We start from the raw sequence: 19,203 nt of genomic DNA, 5'->3' as shown, positions 1-19,203 counted from the left end.
AGTTAACCCATAACAATTAAGAACCGAGCAGGCGGACACGGTATGACTGAAGCTCTGAAAGACGCGCTGGCCAGCGTTGTTGGCCCTCTTTTGCGACGCCCGAAACGGGTGCAGGTCGCGGCACTTTGCTATCGCGAGAGGAAGGGCGACAAGCAGGTTCTATTGGTGACCAGCAAGGACACCAAGCGCTGGATCGTGCCCAAGGGCTGGCCCATCGACGGGCTGGATGCCGCCGGTGCCGCGCTTCAGGAAGCCTGGGAAGAGGCCGGTGTGCGCAAGGCCAATATCTCCGACAAACCCCTGGGCAGCTTCCACTATGACAAGCGGCTTGACGGCGGCGCGCCGATGCCCGTCGAGGCGCAGGTTTTTGGTGTCGAGGTCAAGAAACTCGAAGACGAGTTTCCCGAAGCCGAGGATCGGACTCGCAAATGGGTGTCGCCCGAAAAGGCCGCCGAGATGGTAGACGAACCCGAGCTGCAATCCCTCCTGCGGCAAATATGACAGTTTTGTAACGGTTCTGTAACGACAGCGTTGCCATGAGAGGCAATTCCGTCTAACCCCCGCGCAACGTTTTTTGGGGGAACGAAAGTCATGTCGTCGAACAAGTTGGGCAACCAGTGGGCAACGCTGGACAAGGACCTCAACCGCATCAGCCACGTTGAATATGCCACGGCCTATGTGTCGCGGCCCCTGGTTGGTCTTGGCATCGCGCTGGCTTTCATCGTTCTGGCCGGGCTTGCAGCCAGCGTCCTGTTCGGAGATTTCCCGTCCAATTTCGTGGTGATCGCTGCTGCGGGATTCGGCGCGTATATGGCGCTGAATATCGGCGCCAATGACGTCGCCAACAACATGGGCCCGGCGGTGGGCGCAAATGCGCTGACCATGGGCGGCGCCATCGTGATCGCCGCCCTGTGCGAAAGCGCAGGCGCGCTTCTGGCGGGGGGCGACGTGGTCTCGACGATTTCCAAGGGCATCATCGACCCGGCGGGCATGGAAAACAGCAGCGTGTTCATCTGGGCGATGATGGCGGCGCTGATTTCATCCGCTCTGTGGGTAAACCTTGCCACATTCGTCGGCGCGCCTGTCTCGACCACCCATTCGGTTGTCGGTGGCGTCATGGGCGCAGGTATCGCGGCCGCAGGCTTTGGCGCGGTCAGCTGGCCGACCATGGGCACGATCGCGGCAAGCTGGGTCATCTCGCCGGTGCTGGGCGGGGCGATTGCCGCCGCCTTCCTGGCCTTCATCAAGGCCAATATCATCTATCAGGACGACAAGATTGCCGCCGCCCGTCGCTGGGTGCCGGTGCTGGTCGGGATCATGGCGGGCGCCTTTGCCTCTTACCTGGCGCTGAAGGGGTTGAAGAAGATCATCAAGATCGACATGCCGACCGCGCTGCTGATCGGCGTGGTTCTGGGGGCGCTGACATATGTCATCACCGCGCCGCTGATCAAGCGCCAGTCCGAGGGCATGGAAAACCGCAACAAGTCGCTGAAGGCGCTGTTCGGCATTCCCCTGGTCCTGTCCGCCGCGTTGCTGTCCTTTGCCCATGGCGCCAATGACGTCGCAAACGCGGTAGGCCCGCTGGCCGCCATCGTGCATGCGTCCGAGTTCGGAAACTTTGCCGCCAAGGTCTCGATCCCGATGTGGGTCATGGTGATCGGCGCGTTCGGCATCTCGTTCGGGCTGTTCCTGTTCGGCCCGAAACTGATCCGCATGGTCGGCAGCCAGATCACCAAGCTGAACCCGATGCGCGCCTATTGCGTGGCGCTGTCGGCGGCGATCACGGTGATCGTGGCAAGCTGGCTGGGCCTGCCGGTGTCGTCCACCCACATCGCGGTGGGCGGTGTCTTCGGCGTCGGGTTCTACCGTGAATGGCACGCCGAACGCCGGCTGCGCAATTCGGTCGCCAAGCGCCCCGAGGCAAAGCGCATCGCCCCCGAGGAACGCCGCCGCCGCAAGCTGGTGCGCCGCAGCCATTTCATGACCATTGTCGCGGCCTGGGTCATCACCGTGCCCGCCGCCGCCGCGATGTCGGCCGTAATCTTCCTGATCCTGAACGCGATTGTCGGGTAACAGCCCCGGCGCGGCCTATCCGCGCCGGATGGCCTTGGCCGACAGCCCCGGAGAACCGACCCCGGCCTCGCCTGCCCGGACAATCAGGGCAGCGACACGGGCATTCAGAACCGTGTTGACGCCCCTCTCCTGCCCCATGGCGACGATGCGCCCCTGCAATTCGTCGATTTCGGTCGGGCGGCCAAGCTCAAGGTCATCCCACATGGACGAGCGCGCATGCGGGTCAATCTCGAGAACCGCACGGGCGATGCGGGAATAAATCGGAGTCGGCAGGCGCAGGATGAACGGCACGAAACGCGCCGGCAGCCATTCCGACCCCGGCATGCGCGGGGTTATCCCATGCGCCTTCAGCACCGCCAGCGCCTCGGCGATCTGGTCCGCCAGAAGCTTGCGCCAGGACAGTTTGGACAGTTCTTCGCGCAGGGGCAGGTTCGACAGCGCATTGAGGGCATTGTTAAGGTTCATCAACAGCTTGCCCCATTGCAGCGCCGAGATTTCCTTGCGTTCATGGAAGGTCAGGTCCAGCACGCTCAGGTGCCGGGCCATGGCGTCCTTGCCCTTTTCGATCAGGATGTCGCCCGACGAACAGCGGTGAAAATGCCCACCGCCCATGTAGCTGACCGAAAACGGCACGATCCCTGCCCGGACGTCGAAGTCGGGCAGTTCCTCGCGCAGAATATCGACCGCGGTCAGCCCGTTCTGAAGCGAGATCACGATGGCATCCTTCGGCGCGTGGGCTGCAATCAGATGCGCCATGGTGCGCGTGCCGCTGGCCTTCACGGTGACAAGGATGATATCGGCGTGTTTCAGGCAGTCGGGCGTCAGCGACATCCCAAACGACCCCGGTGAAAGGTCTTCGTCGAGATCGTGGAAATCGGTGATCGTCAGACCCTGCCGGGACAGTTCGTCATAAAGTTTCTCGCGCAGGAAAAACGTCACCGCATGCGCCCCGCGCACCAGCATGCCGCCGACGAAACAGCCGATCACCCCCGCTCCGGCGACGACGATTTGCGGATATGGACGTTCGGAACTGGTGGGATTGGGCAAGCTATTCTCCTGCGGCGCACTCAAGTCGAGTATGCACGGCGCGCGCCCTCAGGCAACGCCGTGCAATACGCATCAGCGATAGGCAGGGTTTGTGGCGAATTTTGGGAATACCGCCACGGAGGCCGGGATCAGACCCCGAGGCACCAGCGCATGACGGCCTTTTGCGCGTGCAGCCGGTTTTCCGCCTCGTCGAAGATCACGGAATGCGGGCCGTCCATGACCTCGTTCGTGGCTTCCTCGTTCCGGTGCGCGGGCAGGCAGTGCATGAACAGCGCGTCCGGCTTGGCATGGGCCATCAGCGCGCCGTTGACCTGGTAGGGGCGCAGCTGGTTGTGCCGGCGTTCGCGGGCCGAGGGCGCGTCATGCATCGAGACCCAGGTATCGGTGACGACAAGGTCGGCCCCGGTCACGGCCTCGACGGGATCGCGGGTGATCTCGACCTTGCTGCCCTTGGCGCGGGCCTCGTCGATGAATTTCTGTTCCGGGTCAAGGGGTTCCGGCCCGGCAAAGGTCAGGTCGAAACCGAATTGCCCGGCGGCATGGGCGAAGCTGGCAAAGACGTTGTTGCCATCGCCGCACCAGACGACCTTTTTGCCCGCGATGGGGCCGCGATGTTCCTCGAAGGTCTGGATATCGGCCATGATCTGGCACGGGTGGGTGCGGTTCGTCAGCCCGTTTATGACGGGAACGTCGGCATGTTCCGCCATCTCGAGAAGCGTGGCTTCCTCGAAGGTGCGGATCATGATCATGTCGACGTAGCGCGACAGCACGCGGGCCGTGTCGGCGACGGTTTCGCCGTGGCCAAGCTGCATTTCGCTGCCCGACAGCACCATGGTCTGCCCGCCCATCTGCCGCACGCCGACGTCAAAGCTGACGCGGGTCCGGGTCGAGGGTTTTTCGAAGATCAGCGCGACCATCATGTCCTTGAGAGGCTGGTCGTCATCTACCGCGCCGCGCGGGCGACCATTGCGGGCCGCTTTCATGGCGTGGGCATCGTCGATCATCGCCCGCAGGTCGGTGACGCTGGTTTTGTTGATATCAAGGAAATGTCTCATGGCATCGTCTTTTCGTCTGTCTTTTCATCTGAGGCCGAGGCGGGTGGGGGTTTGCCACCCCCACACCCCCGGCGAGTATTTGGGCAAGAAAGAAGGTCAGGACGTCACATGCGTGGCGGCCTTGTCGAGCCGGTCCACGGCCTCGGCAATCTCGTCCTCGGTGATGGTGAGCGGGGGCAGAAGGCGGATCACGTTATCTGCCGCCGGAACGGTGATCAGGTCGTTGGCATAGCCGGCATTGACCACGTCGACATTGGCGACCTTGCACTTGAGCCCCAGCATCAGCCCCTGCCCGCGCACGGTTTCGAAAACCTCCGGGTGGGCGGCAACGAGGCCTTCGAGCTTCTGACGCAGCGCGCCAGCCTTGCGGTTCACATCGTCAAGGAAGCCATCCGCCAGAACGTTTTCCATGACCGCGCAGCCGACGGCGCAGGCCAGCGGGTTGCCGCCATAGGTCGAGCCGTGCGTGCCTGCGGTCATGCCGCTTGCGGCATCCTCGGTCGCCAGCACCGCGCCCAGCGGGAAGCCGCCGCCAATGCCCTTGGCCACCATCATGATATCCGGCGTCACCCCGGCCCATTCGTGGGCAAAGAGACGCCCGGTGCGCCCCACTCCGCATTGCACCTCGTCCAAGATCAGAAGCGTGCCGGTTTCATCGCAGATCTCGCGCAGGGCCTTCATGTCGGCATCCGCAAGGGGCTTGATGCCGCCTTCGCCCTGCACCGGTTCAACCAGGATCGCGGCAGTTTTGTCGGAGACAGCTGCGCGGGTGGCGTCGATGTCGCCCCAGTCGAGATGCACGAAGCCGTCGAGGATCGGGCCAAAGCCCTTGACCATCTTCTCGGACCCCGCCGCGGCGATGGCGGCAGAGGAGCGGCCGTGGAACGAGCCGGAATAGGTAATGATCTCGACCCGCTCGGGCGCGCCTTTGTCATACCAGTATTTCCGCGCCATCTTGACCGCCAGCTCGCAGGCCTCGGTCCCGGAGTTGGTGAAGAAGACGGTGTCGGCAAAGGTGTTGTCGACCAGAATGTCCGCCAGCTTCTGCTGCTCCGGGATCTGGTAGAGGTTCGAGACATGCCACAGTTTCTGCGCCTGATCGGTCAGCGCCGCGACCAGCGCGGGATGGGCATGGCCCAGCACATTCACCGCGATCCCCGCGCCAAGGTCGAGAAAACGTCGCCCGTCCGCCTCGATCATCCAGCTGCCTTCGCCTTTGACGAAGTTCAGGGGTGCCCGGTTATAGGTCGGCAGAACAGAAGGGATCATGGTCCAGTCCTTTGATTAGAAGCCTCGTGGATGCCCCACGATGGCGGTCAGGTCAACAATGTTGGAAAGGGTCGCGCTGGTTTGGCGCAAGTTTCGATCTTTTGATGCGCGGCATGCGCAACGGTCGCGCGGTCAGGCGCGGCGTCGGTCATGTCGGCGTCGGACGCCAGTATATGCCATGGTCAAGATCATGGGACGCACATAGACCCCAGCGCCGCGTTTGCAAAGTGAGAAGTGACGCAAAGGCATCGCGCATCGCCGATCTTGGCGCATTTGCAACACCGCTTGCCATGCCGGGTTTTCGGGCGCATGAGGGCGGGATGAGTACGCCCCCGCCCAACCCGCTTCTGGCCGCGCTTCTGACGCTGGCCGCATCTGCCTTTGCCGCCGGAACGACCTTGCTGGCCAAGGCATTGGGGACCGATGCGCTGGGTCCGCCGCTGCATGCCTTGCAGATCAGCCATGGACGGTTCGTCTTTGCCTTCCTTGCCTTCTCGCTGGCGCTTGTGGTGATCCGACCCCGTTTCACCCGACCAAACCTGCCGCTGCACGGGCTGCGGTCCAGCCTTGGCTGGGGTGGCGTGACGCTGATGTTTGCCGCTGCCGCCTTTATCCCGCTGTCCGACGCCACCGCGATCAGCTTCCTGAACCCGGTCTTCGGCATGTTGCTGGCGATTCCGCTCTTGGGAGAGCGGGTTGGCCCGTGGCGCTGGGTCTCGGCCCTGATCGCGCTTCTGGGGGCGATGATCCTGATCCGGCCCGGCGCGGGGGCGGTGCAGATGGGCGCGCTGCTGGCGCTGGGGGCGGCTGTGATGCTGGGGGCCGAGCTGATCTGCATCAAGCGCCTGACCGGGCGCGAGCAGCCGTTTCAGATCCTGTGGATCAACAATGCCTTCGGGCTGGCGATCTCATCTCTGGCTGTCCTCTTTGTCTGGCGCGAGGCGACAGCGGCGCAGTGGCTGGCCCTGGCCGGGGTTGGCCTGTTGATGGCGGCGGCACAGCTGTGTTTCGTCAACGCAATGCGGCGGGCGGATGCCAGTTTCGTGGCGCCCTTCTTCTATGCCACGCTTGCCTTTGCCACCGGATATGACGCGATGATCTTTGGCGTCTGGCCGGATTGGGTCAGCTGGACCGGGGCGGGCGTGATCCTGATCGGGGCCGCGATCCTGGCCTGGCGCGAGGGGCGGGCCGGAGCCTAGCTTTTCAGCCGGTACCCGGTGCGCAGGAAGGACCAGCCCAGCAGACAGACCAACAGCGTCGTGGCCGACACAACGGCGAAGGACAGCGTCGGGGCCGAATCCGAAACCCCGATAACGCCGTAGCGCGCACCGTCGATCAGATAGAAGATCGGGTTGAAATGGGTGATGGTTTGCAGAACCGGGGGCAGTGCCTCGACCGAGTAGAACGTGCCTGACAGGAATGCCAGCGGGGTCACGATGAAATTGGTGATCGCCGCCATCTGGTCGAACTTGTTGGCAAAAACCCCGGCCACGATCCCGATCCCGCCCAGGAGCATGCCCCCAAGCGCGATGAACACGAAGGCCCACACCGGATGCGCCACGGTGATGCCAAGAAAGACCCAGAGCCCGATCAGGATTGCCAGCGCCACCATCATCCCGCGCGCCACGCCCCCGGCGAGATAACCCAGCAGGATTTCCAGCGCCGACAGGGGCGGCATCAGCGTATCGACGATATTGCCCTGCACCTTCGAGATCACGATCGAGGACGAGGTATTGGCAAAGGCGTTCTGGATCACCGTCATGGTCAGGATACCGGGCGCCAGAAAGGTGATGAAGGGCAGGCCCATGACCTCGCCCCGCCGCGAACCGACCGCGATGTCGAAGATCAACAGGAACAACCCCGCCGTCACCAGCGGCGCCAGCAGGGTCTGGGTCCAGACCACGGCAAAGCGCAGAACCTCGCGCTTGGCCAGCGTGTAAAGCCCCAGCCAGTTCATCCGCCCAAAGCGGCGCACGCCCATTTCCGGTTGATTCAACATGTGATTCCCTGCCTGTGCCTGATTCATTGTGTTGTCTCTCTGGGCCTTGTATCTCGGGGCCTTGTGCCTATTATAGGCGCCTGACCATTGAAATGAAAAAGCGGCCCCCAATCACGGCCGCTTTTTAGCTGGGGAAAGCCCCGGGGGAAAGCAGATGTCCTGGACCGACGAACGCGTTGAGTTGTTGAAGAAGATGTGGGGCGAAGGCCAGTCGGCCAGCCAGATCGCCAAGGAATTGGGCGGCGTGACGCGCAATGCCGTGATCGGCAAGGTGCATCGCCTTGGCCTGTCGAACCGGGCGACCTCGGCCGGGGCCAAGACCGAGGCGAAACCCGAACCCAAGGCGAAACCGGCGCCCAAGGCCAAGGCCGCGCCGAAGCCGTCGCCCAAGCCGGAACCCAAGACCGAACCGGCCGTGCCGCCGAAACCCGCCGGCGCGTCGCCCGCACGCAAGGCGATCATCCCCGCCGGCCAGCCGCTGCCGCCGCAGCCCTCGGCAAACGAGATCAGCCCAGAGGCCTTGGCCAAGGTGAACGAGGTCGAGAAGACCGCCAAGAAACTGACGCTGATGGAACTGACGGAACGGACCTGCAAATGGCCCGTCGGCGATCCGGCCACGGAAGATTTCTGGTTCTGCGGCCTGCCGGTTCAGCAGGGCAAACCCTATTGCGAAGCCCATGTCGGCGTGGCGTTCCAGCCCATGTCCTCGCGCCGCGACCGCCGCCGGTAAGCGGCGTCTTTCATATCGAATGAAAAAGGAGGTGCTGATGCGCCTCCTTTTTTGTCAGGCCTACGGGTTTGCGGGCACCTGAAGCCCGCCCCATTTACGGGGCGACTGCCCATAAAGGCGCTTGAACTCGCGGCTGAACTGGGACGGGCTGACATAACCCACGTCCATGGCTGCTTCGGCCACGGTTGTTCCCCCGGCAATCTTCATGGCTGCATTGTTGAGGCGCATGGATTTGACGAACTGGATGGGCGACATGCTCGTGGCCTGCTTGAACTTGCGGTGAAACACGGCGCGGCTCATCCCGGCCCGCGCGGCCAGGTCCTCGATCGACACCGGCGCATCCAGATTGGCCGACAGATGGGCAATGGAGCGGGATATGCCATTGCCCGCGCCAAAAGCCTGACGCGCGAAATCACCCGCCTCACCTTTCAGGACCGTGTAGTGCAACTCGCGCAGTCGTGCCGCCCCCAACACCGCCATGTCGGCCGGACTGTCCAGAAGCTGCAACAGCCTGAGCAACGCATCCGAAAAGTCCGCCCCCCAACGCGCCAGGCGAATCCCGCCTGTGACGGTTCCTGTTGCGGTTTCAGTTATCCTGCTTCCGGCGCTTTCCATCTCCATCACCAGTTCGGCCATCACCCGCGGATCAAGCGAGATATAAGCCCCCAGCAAAAGGTTGTCGGGTGATGCGGCAGGCGTTCCCGCCTGAACCGGCATCGACATCGGGCAGAGAAGGTAGCGGTCGCTGTCATAGATGAACTGCGCGCCCTCAAGCACGGCCTCTTTCGTTCCGCTGACGATGGCGATCACACATGGCTCATAGGCCACGGGCGCGCATGGGATCGGGCTACTGGCGCGGAACAACTGAACGCCCTCAATCCCGGTGTCAATCAACCCGTCCGACCGCACGCGGTTTTCGATGATCTGCTTGATGCGATGTTTGCTCATGCCCCATGCATTACCGCATCCCGTGCGACTTCGACAACCAAACCGAGACGATCAGGCAAGAATACGCGACAATCCGGGCTGTTTTCGCCCTTTTCCGAGATTTATCTACACGTCAGCAATTCGCCAGCGTCTGGCGCAGCGGTCGCCCGCAGCACAAAAGGACAACGATTATGAAAGACACACAATTCGGACCAGATGGCTGGACACCAGATCGACTGACCTCGCTCAAGGGCAAGACATTTGTCATTACCGGGGCGAATGACGGCGCGGGGTTTCAGGCCGCGCGCATCCTTCTTGGCAAGGGCGCGACGGTGGTGATGCTGAATCGCAGCGCCGAGAAATCGGCGGCCGCAATTGCAGACCTCAGAGCAGAATTCGGTGCGGCGGCTGAGGTGTCCTTTGTGCAAATGGACCTCGCCGACCTTTCCAGCGTCCGCCGGGCTGCGGACCAAGTGCTGCGCACGGTTCCACGCATCGACGCGTTGATCTGCAACGCCGCTATTGCGCAGGTGCCAACACAGAAATTGACCGTGGACGGGTTCGAAAGCCAGCTGGGAACCAACCACTACGGCCATTTTGTGCTTTGCGGGATGTTGTTTGACCACATCGAGCAATCACATGGGAGGATCGTGGTGGTGGCCAGCCTAGGCTACAAGATGGGGATCAGGACAATCCAGTTCGACGACATGAACTGGGACAAGAACTACAGCGCCAACCCGGTCTATAGCCAAAGCAAGCTGGCGCAGATGATGTTTGCGTATGAATTGCAGGATCGGGTGGTCGCGGCAAAGCGGACCGTCGATGTCTATGTCTGTCACCCCGGGTCTTCTGCGACCTCACTGATCACCACCAGCGCAAGCCGCACGATGCGGTTGATCTGGTGGCTCATGACCAAATCGCCGATGGTGCAAACTGCCGAAAGAGGTGCCTACCCGGAAGTCATGTGCGCCACGGAAACCGGGCTGGAGCAACGCGCCCTTTATGGCCCGACGGGGCGAATGGAGTTTGTTGGTCCGGTTGGCAAAGGCACGCTGGAACCCCACGCCCATGACAAGCCGGTCATGGAGAGGCTGTGGGACGTGTCGGAAGCGGCGACCGGGTTCCGCTGGACCATCTGACCGGACCGGGAATGGGATGTGACGTCCTACTTCCCTATTCGCCCCCCAAGAGCTTCTTCAGCGCCTTGTTGACCTCGTCATCGACTTTCTTTTTGACCGCGTCCTCGACGGTTTCGCCTTCTTCTGCGGTGACACCAAGCCGTTCGGCGACTTTTGCCTTGGCCTTTTCTTCGGCCTTCTTGCGTTCCTCGGCGAAGTTCTGGTTCAGAGCCGCTTCCATGTCAGGCCAGATCTTGGGGGCGGACCATGGGCCTTTCATGCGCACCGGCACGGCCAGCCCGTCGCCGGTGTCCTTCTTCAGCTGCGGGGTGAAGGTATAGTCGATATCCTGCGGCCCAAGGCCGACGCGCCCGAAACCCTTGGCCAGCACGCTGGGCAGATCCAGAAGCAGGTCTTCGTTCAAAAGGTTGCCCTCGGCGATCACAAGGGTCGCACCGAGGCTGTCAAAGATCGTGGTGCCGCCGCCGGGGGTGCCACGGAACAGCTTGTCCAGGTCGATACCGGCGATGCGGCCCTGGCCGAATTTCACTTCGCCATCCCCGCTGAGCGAATTCATGATCGCATGCACCGATTGACCTACCCCAAGGAACTTGAGCCGCGCATTCGCCCGCCCCGACAAACGGTCCATGTCCATCAGGTCCGTCAGCAGGTCCTTGGCCTCGACCTGCGCGACGGCCAGTTCGCCGCCGACTGACAGGCCGTTGCGGTTGTTGGCGACAAAGGTGCCGGTGATATTGCCCTGATAGCCCTGCATCTCGGTGATCGAGACCACGGCGCGGGCGCGGTCGATGGTGACCTGCGCGCGGGTCTTGCCAACCTTGAGGGACCCCATGTCGATGGCAGTGGCGGCAAGGCCGATCTCTCCGTCCACAAGACCCAGCGCGCCGGCGTCAATCGGGGTCCTGGACCAGCCCGCGCTGCCTGTTTCGGGGCCTGAGCCGCTGCCAAGATAGGGTTTCAGGTCCAGCGCACCTGCCACGATCTGGGCGACAAGACGCGGACGTTCCGCACCCGGAAACAGGTCAAGGCCCAGGTTGATCGTGTTTGCCCCAAGCGAGGCCTTTCCGCCGCGCAGGGACACCTGCCCCGCCTTGGTCAGCGTCACATCGCCCGACAGCCGCGCATGGTCACGGCTCGTGCCGCCGCTGACCCCAAGCGCGGCAAGGAAGGCGGCGGGGTTCTTCAGGTCCGTTTCAACCCGACCTTCTGCCTCGGGCGCGGTTCCGGCGCGGCCATCGAACGAGACCTGCCCGCCCTCGGTCTTCAGCACCGCCGTCAGGCGGGAAATGCCCCCGGACAGCATCGCCTCGGGGTCCGAGATACGGCTTGTCACGTTGACCACCTGCCCGGCCGGACGAACCCGAAGGTCAAGGTCGGCCGGCTGCCCCGCGCCAAGCCATGACAGGGTCAGGTCGAGGTCACTGAAATCCAGCCGGTCGCCGCCGTGGTCGATATAGGAGAGCCGCGCGTCCGAAATCTGGACCTTTTCCAGAACCAGCGAGTTGCCCGCACCGCCCCCGGATGCCGGGGCGGGTGCGTCACCGCTGTCTGAGGCCGAGAACGCCCAGTTGACGCGCCCGTCCTTGGCTTTTTCGAGGATGACAACCGGGCGCACGGCCTCGATCGCGGTGATGCGGATATCGCCGGAAATCGCACTGATGATGTCTACACCAATGGCCGCACTGTCGGCCCGGAACATCGGGCCGCTGTCAGACCAGTCAGCATTGCCGAAACTGACCGGGCCGGTGGTGACGCCAAGGATCGGATACCAGCTGATCCCGACCTCGCCTTCGAACTGCAAGTCGCGCCCCGTGGCCTTCTTGACCTGATCGGCGGCGATGTGGGCGATCTTTTCCCCCGGCAGGGTCAGCAGCAACACGATGGCCCCGATCACAAGAAGCACTATCGCGGTCAGTAGGGTCCAGATCAGGCGCATGCTCGTCACCTCGCAGTTTTTCTCAGCGTAACACGATTGATTCACGGAGCAAGGCAACTTGGCGTGAGGATTCTGGGTATTTGAAACCAGCAAAAAGCCGGGGTGCGAATGCAGCTTTGCGTTTCGCATGCGCCTGACATATATGGCCAGAATGAGCCAGAACCCGCCAGATCTTCGCCCCGACCTTGCCCGCGCCCGCGTTGCCGATACCTCTCGTCCCGGCCAGCCGACCATCGGCATGGTCTCGCTTGGCTGCCCCAAGGCGCTGGTCGACAGCGAGCGTATCCTGACCCGGCTGCGCGCCGAAGGCTATGGCATCTCGCCCGACTATTCCGGCGCGGATGCGGTGATCGTTAACACCTGCGGGTTCCTCGACAGCGCCAAGGCGGAATCGCTTGAGGCGATTGGCGAGGCGCTGGCGGAAAACGGCAAGGTGATCGTCACCGGATGCCTTGGAGCCGAGCCCGAGTATATCACCGGCACCCACCCCAAGGTGCTGGCGGTGACCGGCCCGCATCAATATGAACAGGTGCTGGACGCGGTGCATGGCGCGGTGCCGCCCGATCCGAACCCCTTTGTTGACCTGCTGCCTGCAAGCGGTGTCAAACTGACCCCGCGCCACTATAGTTATCTAAAGATTTCAGAAGGTTGCAACCACAAGTGCAAGTTCTGCATCATCCCCGACATGCGCGGCAAACTGGCCTCGCGCCCGGTTCGTGCAGTGCTGCGCGAGGCCGAAAAGCTGGTCGAAAACGGCGTGCGCGAATTGCTGGTGATTTCGCAGGATACCTCGGCCTATGGGCTGGACCGGCGCTATGACACCCACCCGTGGCAGGGGCGCGAGGTGCGCAGCCATATCACCGACCTTGCCCGCGAACTTGGGGGGCTTGGGGCCGGACAAGACCTTTGGGTGCGGCTGCACTATGTCTATCCCTACCCGCATGTGCGCGAGTTGATCCCGCTGATGGCCGAGGGGCTGGTGCTGCCCTATCTCGACATTCCCTTCCAGCATTCCCACCCCGATACGCTGAAACGCATGGCGCGCCCGGCGCATACCGCCAAGACACTGGAAGAGATCGCCCGCTGGCGCGAGATCTGCCCCGACATCACCCTGCGCTCGACCTTCATCGTCGGCTATCCCGGGGAGACCGAGGCCGAGTTCCAGCACCTTCTGGACTGGATGGACGAGGCGCAGCTGGATCGCGTGGGCTGCTTCCAATATGAAAACGTCGACGGCGCGCGGTCGAACGACCTGCCGGACCATGTTCCGGCCGAGGTCAAACAGGACCGCTGGGAGCGGTTCATGGCGCGTGCGCAGGCGATTTCCGAGGCGAAACTGGCGGCCAAGGTCGGTCAGGTCTTGGATGTGATCGTGGACGATATCGACGCCGACGGCATCGCCACCTGCCGCACCAAGGCCGACGCGCCCGAGATCGACGGAAACCTGTTCATCGACGAAGACACCGATGGCTTGGCCGTGGGTGATATCGTGGCGGTCGAGGTCGACGAGGCCGGTGAATACGACCTTTGGGGGCGTCGCCTCTGACTGTCATCATCAAGGGGGAGGATGGTACCGCCTCCCCGGCTTGAACGGGGGACCTCTGGATCCACAATCCAGCGCTCTAACCAACTGAGCTAAGGCGGCACTGACGCGCGATTTATCGTCACCGTCCGGCGAATGCAAGCATCTAAAGTGCAATTTTCCAGCTTTGTTCGACCAAGTCCACGCCAAAACTGCGCACCGGTTTCGACGACACGCAACGCCAGCCCGCCCGGCGGTAGAGGGCACAGGCCGCTGCGTGGCTTTCGTGGGTCCAAAGCTCCATCCTGCGATAGCCTTTTGTGCGTGCAAAAGACATGCAGGTTGTCAGCAACCGCTTGCCCAGCCCGGTCCCGCGCGCCTCTGGCACCACCAGGAACAGGCGCAGCTTGGCGGTGGTTTCGTCCAGCCGGACGCAGAAGATCGATCCCAGCCGTTCATCGCCCGCCCATGCGATCCAGCCCTGTTCGACATCCGGGTCGTGGTCGTGGAGGAAGTCTTCGAGAATCGTCTGCACAAGATCGCCGAAAGTCTCGTCAAACCCGTCCGACACGGCGTAGAGGTCCCGGTGCCGGGCCACCAGCCAGGGCAGGTCTTCAGCCCGGAAGGGTCTGAGGTCTATGGTTTTGTCCATTGCGTCCACCTTGCCAAGAAGCCGCAATCACGTTACCGCAGGACCAGTCACAGGAGAACCGGGCATGGGCATCAATACCGAACGCGACATCGAAGCCAATCTTCAGATCGGGCCGACCGATCAGGGTTTCGTTCGTATCTTCATTGAGGCAAACGGCACCGAGATCCCGATGGATTTCGACCCCGAGGAAGCCGAGGAAATCGCCGAGGAAATCCTTGCCGCCGCCGCCGCGGCCCGCAAGATCGGCTAAGGGCGGCAAGCCTAGTGCATCTTGCCGCGGATGCGTCGCACCATCAGCCAGACCAGCAAGACCACGGGCACCGTCAGCACGGCCTTCAGCTCGGTCTTGCCAAGGCCCAGCGTGTCGGCAAAGGGGCTGGTCAGGTAGCCTGCCAGTGACACGGCGTAATAGCTGATTGCCACCACGGACAAGCCTTCCACCGTTTCCTGCAACCGCAGCGCGGCATCGGCGCGACGGTCCATGCTGGCCAGAAGCGCCTGGTTCTGGGCCTCGCGTGCCACGTCAACCTTGGTGCGCAGAAGGTCACCGGCGCGGATGGCCCGGTCTGAAAGCGTGTCCAGGCGCGACTGGGTGGATTTCACCGTGCGCATTGCCGGTTCATACCGGCGCATCATGAATTCACCGAACGTCTGGCGACCGCTGAACCGTTCCTCACGCAGCACCTCGATCCGCTGGCTGACGATGGCCTCATAAGCGCCAGTTGCGCCAAACCGGAAGGCGCTGTCGGCGGCGATCCCCTCGGTCTCGGTCGACAGGTCCAACAGCCGGTCCAGCGCGGTGTCGGCCTCGCCCTCGCCCGTGCGCATGCCGCGCATCAACTCGGTCAATGCCTCGTCCAGTTCACCCAGCCGCGGGGCAAGGCGGCGGGCGCGTTCGAACCCAAGCATGGACATGGACTTGTAGGTCTCGATCTCGGTCAGGCGCTGCACGATGCGCCCCTGCCGGCGCGGGCCGGTGTCGGGGGCGGCAAACAGGGCCATGCGCTGATGCCCGGCAACGTCGATGCGGAAATCGGCGGCGATCACCGCCGAGGCATCCAGCACCCGCGACACGGCCAGGCTTTCGGGCACGAACCAGTCGCGCAGCTTCTGGTTCAGCGCCGCGTCCTCGGGAAGCGCCTCGATGCGGATCAGGATCGAGGTCATGCGCAGCCCCGGTGCATCCGCCAGCCAGTCGGCGGGGAAGACCTCGAACTCGGCGGGGTCAAAGGGACGGGCAGACAGGCCCTCGGAGAACACCGTATAGGTCACAAACTCGGTGTGCTGTTCCCATTTCAGCACGTGACGCCCCAACTGCCCCGAGTAATGCGTGGCGTCAGGCTGGGGATGGGCCGCTCCGAACCGATCGAGCAGCGCCAGAAGATGCGCGCGCTCTGCCTCGCGTGCGCCGCCCACCGCGTCGGCGGGCGTCTTCATCGCAAGAAACACCGCCCCGGCGGGGGCGGCGACGGAGGGAAACGGCCGCGCGTGCAACTCGTTGGAGAGGCGATACCGCAAGGGATGGTCGTGGATCGGGGACATGAGATTTCCTGTAAACGCGCCGCCACCATAGCCATTTTCCGTCATTTGTAAAGTTTTTCTTTTATTTCAATACCTTAACAGAATACCACGGCATACAGACTGCGAGCCCGCTTCTTTCTTGTCCAAATACTCCGGGGTGCGGGGTGGAACCCCGCGTGCCCGGGAAAAGAAAAAGGCGCCCACGGTGGAGCGCCTTTCTGTTGCTGTATTGCGACCGGATTACTCGATCAGGCCCAGCAGTTTGTCCAGCGACTGTTTTGCGTCGCCGTAGAACATGCGCGTGTTCTCTTTGAAGAACAGCGGGTTCTCGATGCCGGAATAGCCGGTGCCCTGCCCGCGCTTCGACACGAAGACCTGCTTGGCCTTCCAGCATTCCAGAACCGGCATGCCGGCGATGGGGCTGTTGGGGTCGTCCTGTGCGGCCGGGTTCACGATGTCGTTCGAGCCGATGACGATGGCGACATCCGTTTCCGGGAAGTCCTCGTTGATCTCGTCCATTTCCAGAACGATGTCGTAAGGCACCTTGGCCTCGGCCAGAAGCACGTTCATGTGGCCCGGCAGACGGCCCGCGACCGGGTGGATCGCGAAGCGGACTTCCTTGCCCTTGGCGCGCAGGCGGCGGGTCAGTTCCGCGACGTTCTGCTGTGCCTGTGCCACGGCCATGCCGTAACCGGGGATGATGATGACGCTGTCGGCGTCATCCAGCGCGGCTGCCACACCGTCGGCCTCGATCGCGATCATCTCGCCCTCGACCTCCATCTGCGGGCCTGCTGCGCCGCCGAAGCCGCCCAGGATCACGCTGACGAAGGACCGGTTCATGGCCTTGCACATGATGTAGGACAGGATCGCACCGGACGAACCGACCAGCGCGCCGACCACGATCAGAAGGTCGTTGCCCAGCGAGAAGCCGATCGCCGCCGCCGCCCAGCCCGAGTAGCTGTTCAGCATCGACACCACGACCGGCATGTCGGCGCCGCCGATGCCCATGATCAGGTGATAGCCGATGAACAGCGCCGCCACGGTCAGGATCAGCAGGGGCAGGAAGCCGCCCGAGTTCAGGTACCAGATCAGGCAGACAAGCGAGATCAGCGCCGCGCCTGCGTTCAGCGCGTGACCGCCCGGCAGTTTGACCGCGTTCGAGGTCACCTTGCCCGACAGCTTGCCATAGGCGATGACCGAGCCGGTGAAGGTCACCGCACCGATCCAGATGCCCAGGCTGGCCTCGACCCGCAGGATGTTGATTTCAACCGCATCCTTCTTGGCCAGAAGCGCGGCGAAGCCTTCCAGCGTCTTCTTGGCGGCGTCATCCATGGCCAGGACGTTGCCCAGTTCGAAATGGGCGTTGAAGCCCACGAACACGGCCGCCAGACCGACCAGCGCGTGCATGCCCGCCACCAGTTCCGGCATCTGGGTCATCTCGACCTTCGATGCCAGCTGATAACCGATCATGCCACCGGCGGCGATCAGGATGATCGACAGCCACCACAGGCCCGCACCAGGGCCGATGAGCGTGGCAAAGACCGCCAACGCCATGCCGACGATGCCGTACCACACGGCGCGCTTGGCGCTTTCCTGCCCCGAAAGGCCGCCCAGCGAGAGGATGAAGAGAACTGCGGCAACGACATAGGCCGCGGTCGTGAATCCAAATTCCATGATCCCGACCTCCTTAAGATTTCTGGAACATGGCGAGCATGCGCCGTGTCACGAGGAAGCCGCCGAAGATGTTGATCCCGGCAAAGAAGACCGAGATCGCGGCAAGCAGGATCACCAGGAAGCTCCCGGACCCGATCTGCATCAGGGCGCCCAGGATGATGATCGACGAAATGGCGTTGGTGACGGCCATCAGCGGCGTGTGCAGGCTGTGGCTGACGTTCCAGATCACCTGGAAGCCGACGAACACGGCCAGCACGAACACGATGAAGTGCTGCATGAAGCTGGCGGGTGCAACAAGGCCCACGCCCAGAAGCAATGCGCCACCCACGGTCAGCAGGGTCACCTGCTGCTTGGTCTGCGCCTTGAACGCGGCCACCTCTGCGGCGCGTTTTTCTTCCGGGGTCAGTTCCTTGACCTCGGGCTTCTTCTGCGCCGCGATTGCCTGCACTTTCGGCGGCGGCGGCGGGAAGGTGATGTCGCCCTCGAAGGTCACGGTGGCGCCACGGATCACGTCGTCTTCCATGTCGTGGTTGATCTGGCCGTCCTTCTCGGGCGTAAGGTCAGCCATCATGTGACGGATGTTGGTGGCGTAAAGCGACGAGGATTGCGCCGCCATGCGGCTGGGGAAATCGGTGTAACCGATGATGGTCACGCCGTTTTCGGTCACGATCTTCTCATCCGCGACGGTCAGTTTGCAGTTGCCGCCCTTTTCTGCCGCCAAATCGACGATGACCGAGCCCGGCTTCATCGCTGCGACCATGTCCTCGGTCCACAGTTCGGGCGCTTCGCGGTTCGGGATCAGCGCGGTGGTGATGACGATATCGACCTCGGGCGCCAGTTCGCGGAACTTGGCCAGCTGCGCATTGCGGAACTCTTCCGACTGCACCGAGGCATAGCCGCCCGTGGCCGCGCCGTCCTGCTGTTCTTCCTCGAAATCGAGATAGACGAACTCGGCGCCCATCGATTCGACCTGTTCGGCCACTTCGGGGCGCACGTCGAAGGCAAGGGTGATCGCACCCAGCGAGGTCGAGGTCCCGATCGCGGCAAGACCGGCAACACCGGCACCGACAACCAGAACCTTTGCGGGGGGAACCTTACCGGCGGCAGTGATCTGACCGGTGAAGAAGCGGCCAAAGTTGTTGCCCGCCTCGATCACGGCGCGATAGCCGGCGATGTTGGCCATCGACGACAGCGCGTCCATCTTTTGCGCCCGCGAAATACGCGGCACCATTTCCATGGCGATCACGTTCGCGCCCTTGGCTTTGGCGGCTTCCATGCCCTCTTCGTTTCCAGCCGGATTGAAGAAGGAAATCAGCGTCTTGCCCTTGGTCAGGCGCTTGAGTTCAGTGGTGTCCGGCTGGCGGACCTTGGCGACGATGTCGCAGGCCTTCCACAGCGCGGCCGGGGTCTTGATGATCTCGACACCCGCTTTTTCGTAAGCCTCATCCGAGAACCCGGCGGCAACGCCCGCCCCGGTCTCGATCGCACATTCGTATCCCAGCTTCTGCAACTGAAGCGCCGAGTCCGGCGTCATCGCGACCCGGTTCTCGCCTGGGAATACCTCTTTGGGTGTTCCGATCTTCACGTTTCAATTCCCCTTCGTTCAAGGTTTTTGCGTCTCTGCCTAGCACAGGCAGAGGCGCGCCCGATTTACAATGC

General features: G+C 63.0%; 17 protein-coding genes and 1 tRNA gene. 7 read left to right on the top strand and 11 right to left on the bottom strand.

The genetic code is table 11. The features are described from left to right. The first annotated feature begins 42 nt into the window (after positions 1-42). Both JQ863_RS07810 and JQ863_RS07805 read left to right on the top strand, forming a co-directional pair. A complete protein-coding gene (locus JQ863_RS07810) occupies positions 43-501 on the top strand; it encodes an NUDIX hydrolase (protein ID WP_204113734.1) in 459 nt (152 codons plus the stop codon). A gap of 90 nt (positions 502-591) precedes the next feature. Beyond that, positions 592-2,073: an inorganic phosphate transporter gene (locus tag JQ863_RS07805; protein WP_204113733.1), complete on the top strand. Its 1,482-nt coding sequence runs from the start codon at positions 592-594 to the stop codon at positions 2,071-2,073. A gap of 15 nt (positions 2,074-2,088) precedes the next feature. Here the strand turns inward: JQ863_RS07805 and JQ863_RS07800 are convergent, their stop codons facing one another. The 3 genes from JQ863_RS07800 to JQ863_RS07790 form a co-directional block, all read right to left on the bottom strand. After that, complete coding sequence (locus tag JQ863_RS07800) at positions 2,089-3,120, bottom strand: 2-dehydropantoate 2-reductase (protein WP_239113231.1); 1,032 nt, start codon at positions 3,118-3,120, stop codon at positions 2,089-2,091. A 128-nt stretch (positions 3,121-3,248) separates the two neighbouring features. Continuing rightward, positions 3,249-4,175 (bottom strand): ornithine carbamoyltransferase, encoded by a 927-nt coding sequence (gene argF, locus JQ863_RS07795; RefSeq protein WP_204113732.1) that lies wholly within the window; start codon positions 4,173-4,175, stop codon positions 3,249-3,251. Positions 4,176-4,271: 96 nt separating this feature from the next. Continuing rightward, positions 4,272-5,444, bottom strand: a complete 1,173-nt coding sequence (locus JQ863_RS07790; protein ID WP_204113731.1) for an aspartate aminotransferase family protein — start codon at positions 5,442-5,444, stop codon at positions 4,272-4,274. Between the two features lie 320 nt (positions 5,445-5,764). Here JQ863_RS07790 and JQ863_RS07785 point away from each other — a divergent pair, with 320 nt between their 5' ends. After that, positions 5,765-6,643: a DMT family transporter gene (locus JQ863_RS07785; RefSeq protein WP_204115093.1), complete on the top strand. Its 879-nt coding sequence runs from the start codon at positions 5,765-5,767 to the stop codon at positions 6,641-6,643. On the opposite strand, the gene JQ863_RS07780 is transcribed toward JQ863_RS07785, so the two are convergent. Further along, positions 6,640-7,443 (bottom strand): ABC transporter permease, encoded by an 804-nt coding sequence (locus tag JQ863_RS07780; RefSeq protein WP_239113230.1) that lies wholly within the window; start codon positions 7,441-7,443, stop codon positions 6,640-6,642. The two genes, JQ863_RS07785 and JQ863_RS07780, sit on opposite strands and share 4 nt — an antisense overlap. A gap of 154 nt (positions 7,444-7,597) precedes the next feature. On the opposite strand from JQ863_RS07780, the gene JQ863_RS07775 reads away from it, so the two are divergent. Next, entirely contained in the window at positions 7,598-8,173 is a 576-nt protein-coding gene (locus tag JQ863_RS07775; RefSeq protein ID WP_204113730.1) for a GcrA family cell cycle regulator, read from the top strand. Between the two features lie 60 nt (positions 8,174-8,233). Here the strand turns inward: JQ863_RS07775 and JQ863_RS07770 are convergent, their stop codons facing one another. Beyond that, the gene (locus tag JQ863_RS07770) at positions 8,234-9,121 is read right to left on the bottom strand and encodes an AraC family transcriptional regulator (RefSeq protein WP_204113729.1); all 888 of its coding nucleotides are present in this window, start codon (positions 9,119-9,121) and stop codon (positions 8,234-8,236) included. A 170-nt stretch (positions 9,122-9,291) separates the two neighbouring features. Here JQ863_RS07770 and JQ863_RS07765 point away from each other — a divergent pair, with 170 nt between their 5' ends. After that, entirely contained in the window at positions 9,292-10,239 is a 948-nt protein-coding gene (locus tag JQ863_RS07765) for an SDR family oxidoreductase (RefSeq protein WP_204113728.1), read from the top strand. A gap of 34 nt (positions 10,240-10,273) precedes the next feature. Here JQ863_RS07765 and JQ863_RS07760 read toward each other — a convergent pair whose 3' ends face one another. After that, positions 10,274-12,175: an AsmA family protein gene (locus JQ863_RS07760; RefSeq protein ID WP_204113727.1), complete on the bottom strand. Its 1,902-nt coding sequence runs from the start codon at positions 12,173-12,175 to the stop codon at positions 10,274-10,276. A gap of 151 nt (positions 12,176-12,326) precedes the next feature. On the opposite strand from JQ863_RS07760, the gene rimO reads away from it, so the two are divergent. After that, complete coding sequence (gene rimO, locus JQ863_RS07755) at positions 12,327-13,721, top strand: 30S ribosomal protein S12 methylthiotransferase RimO (RefSeq protein WP_204113726.1); 1,395 nt, start codon at positions 12,327-12,329, stop codon at positions 13,719-13,721. A 22-nt stretch (positions 13,722-13,743) separates the two neighbouring features. On the opposite strand, the gene JQ863_RS07750 is transcribed toward rimO, so the two are convergent. Then, positions 13,744-13,820: transfer RNA gene (locus JQ863_RS07750), tRNA-His, on the bottom strand. Between the two features lie 43 nt (positions 13,821-13,863). Continuing rightward, on the bottom strand, positions 13,864-14,349 hold the full coding sequence (locus tag JQ863_RS07745; RefSeq protein WP_204113725.1) for a GNAT family N-acetyltransferase: 486 nt from the start codon (positions 14,347-14,349) through the stop codon (positions 13,864-13,866). A gap of 64 nt (positions 14,350-14,413) precedes the next feature. Between JQ863_RS07745 and JQ863_RS07740 the strand changes: the two genes are divergently transcribed. Then, complete coding sequence (locus JQ863_RS07740) at positions 14,414-14,599, top strand: DUF6324 family protein (protein ID WP_204113724.1); 186 nt, start codon at positions 14,414-14,416, stop codon at positions 14,597-14,599. Positions 14,600-14,610: 11 nt separating this feature from the next. Here the strand turns inward: JQ863_RS07740 and JQ863_RS07735 are convergent, their stop codons facing one another. The 3 genes from JQ863_RS07735 to JQ863_RS07725 all read right to left on the bottom strand — a co-directional run bounded on the left by JQ863_RS07735 (position 14,611) and on the right by JQ863_RS07725 (position 19,129). After that, positions 14,611-15,891 (bottom strand): DUF3422 family protein, encoded by a 1,281-nt coding sequence (locus tag JQ863_RS07735; protein WP_204113723.1) that lies wholly within the window; start codon positions 15,889-15,891, stop codon positions 14,611-14,613. Positions 15,892-16,110: 219 nt separating this feature from the next. Continuing rightward, complete coding sequence (locus tag JQ863_RS07730) at positions 16,111-17,544, bottom strand: NAD(P)(+) transhydrogenase (Re/Si-specific) subunit beta (RefSeq protein ID WP_204113722.1); 1,434 nt, start codon at positions 17,542-17,544, stop codon at positions 16,111-16,113. Between the two features lie 13 nt (positions 17,545-17,557). Further along, the gene (locus JQ863_RS07725; protein ID WP_204113721.1) at positions 17,558-19,129 is read right to left on the bottom strand and encodes a Re/Si-specific NAD(P)(+) transhydrogenase subunit alpha; all 1,572 of its coding nucleotides are present in this window, start codon (positions 19,127-19,129) and stop codon (positions 17,558-17,560) included. Positions 19,130-19,203 lie beyond the last annotated feature (74 nt).

The organism is Shimia biformata, from assembly GCF_016888515.1.
GTDB lineage: Bacteria > Pseudomonadota > Alphaproteobacteria > Rhodobacterales > Rhodobacteraceae > Shimia_A > Shimia_A biformata.
This window is presented reverse-complemented; position numbering and strand designations above follow the sequence as displayed.

Excerpts from the sequence above, each read along its gene's own strand:
- JQ863_RS07810 (WP_204113734.1), top strand. The coding sequence starts at position 43 with ATGACTGAAGCTCTGAAAGACGCGCTGGCCAGCGTTGTTGGCCCTCTT.
- JQ863_RS07805 (WP_204113733.1), top strand. The coding sequence starts at position 592 with ATGTCGTCGAACAAGTTGGGCAACCAGTGGGCAACGCTGGACAAGGAC.
- argF (WP_204113732.1), bottom strand. The coding sequence starts at position 4,175 with ATGAGACATTTCCTTGATATCAACAAAACCAGCGTCACCGACCTGCGG.
- JQ863_RS07790 (WP_204113731.1), bottom strand. The coding sequence starts at position 5,444 with ATGATCCCTTCTGTTCTGCCGACCTATAACCGGGCACCCCTGAACTTC.
- JQ863_RS07785 (WP_204115093.1), top strand. The coding sequence starts at position 5,765 with ATGAGTACGCCCCCGCCCAACCCGCTTCTGGCCGCGCTTCTGACGCTG.
- JQ863_RS07780 (WP_239113230.1), bottom strand. The coding sequence starts at position 7,443 with ATGTTGAATCAACCGGAAATGGGCGTGCGCCGCTTTGGGCGGATGAAC.
- JQ863_RS07775 (WP_204113730.1), top strand. The coding sequence starts at position 7,598 with ATGTCCTGGACCGACGAACGCGTTGAGTTGTTGAAGAAGATGTGGGGC.
- JQ863_RS07770 (WP_204113729.1), bottom strand. The coding sequence starts at position 9,121 with ATGAGCAAACATCGCATCAAGCAGATCATCGAAAACCGCGTGCGGTCG.
- JQ863_RS07765 (WP_204113728.1), top strand. The coding sequence starts at position 9,292 with ATGAAAGACACACAATTCGGACCAGATGGCTGGACACCAGATCGACTG.
- JQ863_RS07760 (WP_204113727.1), bottom strand. The coding sequence starts at position 12,175 with ATGCGCCTGATCTGGACCCTACTGACCGCGATAGTGCTTCTTGTGATC.
- rimO (WP_204113726.1), top strand. The coding sequence starts at position 12,327 with ATGAGCCAGAACCCGCCAGATCTTCGCCCCGACCTTGCCCGCGCCCGC.
- JQ863_RS07745 (WP_204113725.1), bottom strand. The coding sequence starts at position 14,349 with ATGGACAAAACCATAGACCTCAGACCCTTCCGGGCTGAAGACCTGCCC.
- JQ863_RS07740 (WP_204113724.1), top strand. The coding sequence starts at position 14,414 with ATGGGCATCAATACCGAACGCGACATCGAAGCCAATCTTCAGATCGGG.
- JQ863_RS07735 (WP_204113723.1), bottom strand. The coding sequence starts at position 15,891 with ATGTCCCCGATCCACGACCATCCCTTGCGGTATCGCCTCTCCAACGAG.
- JQ863_RS07730 (WP_204113722.1), bottom strand. The coding sequence starts at position 17,544 with ATGGAATTTGGATTCACGACCGCGGCCTATGTCGTTGCCGCAGTTCTC.